We start from the raw sequence: 773 nt of genomic DNA on the forward strand, positions 1-773 counted from the left end.
CATCAGCACAAAATATAGGCCCTTGTAGGCACCCGTGCGCTCCAGCGCGGCCTGGTCGGCCGGTGTCTCCACCACACACAGTTTGCTGCGGTCGCGCCGCGGGTCCAGGCAAGTGGTACAAACCTCCGCTTCGGTGAACGTGTGGCAGCGCTCGCAATGCCGCACACCCACCACTGCCTGCTCCAGGGCGCGGGCCAGCGCCTGAGCCCCGCCCCGGTCGTGTTGCAGCAAATGAAACGCCATGCGCTGGGCCGACTTGATACCCACGCCTGGCAGGCGTTTCAGCGCCTGGACCAGCACGTCCAGTGAGTTGGTGTCAGACATGGATGACGTCGCGACCTACTGAAATGTTGGGGGCAGAGCTTGAGCGCTCCGCGTCTCTGCGGTCTGTCCCACAAAACCTCAGAATGGGAACTTCATGCCACCGGGCAAACCGGGCATGCCAGCGGTGAGCTTGCCCATCTTTTCGCCAGAAGTCTCTTCGGCCTTACGCACGGCGGCATTGAAGGCTGCTGCCACCAGATCTTCCAGCATGTCTTTGTCGTCTGCCAGCAGGCTGGGGTCTATGGTGATGCGCTTGACATCGTGCTTGCAGGTCATGGTGACCTTGACCAGACCGGCACCGGACTCGCCGGTGACTTCGATATTGCCCAGCTCGTCCTGGGCCTTTTTCATGTTGTCCTGCATCGCCTGGGCTTGTTTCATCAGGCCGGCAAGTTGTCCTTTGTTGAACATGGGGAAAGTTTCCTTTTAGTTGAAAAAAACAGACGCAT

2 protein-coding genes are annotated in these 773 nt (G+C 59.8%); both read right to left on the bottom strand.

Annotation, left to right across the window (positions count from 1 at the left end):
* Positions 1–324, bottom strand: a 324-nt coding sequence (locus tag AC097P_RS24240; RefSeq protein WP_479612977.1) for a toprim domain-containing protein, incomplete at its 3' end; no start/stop codon positions are given.
* 78 nt (positions 325–402) lie between these two features.
* Positions 403–735: a YbaB/EbfC family nucleoid-associated protein gene (locus tag AC097P_RS24245; protein ID WP_479612978.1), complete on the bottom strand. Its 333-nt coding sequence runs from the start codon at positions 733–735 to the stop codon at positions 403–405.
* Between the last annotated feature and the right edge of the window lie 38 nt (positions 736–773).

Source organism: Rhodoferax sp. ZS1R8 (assembly GCF_056521325.1).

What these genes read in the sequence shown, in the direction of transcription:
- AC097P_RS24245 (WP_479612978.1), bottom strand. Translation starts at nt 735, where the DNA reads ATGTTCAACAAAGGACAACTTGCCGGCCTGATGAAACAAGCCCAGGCG.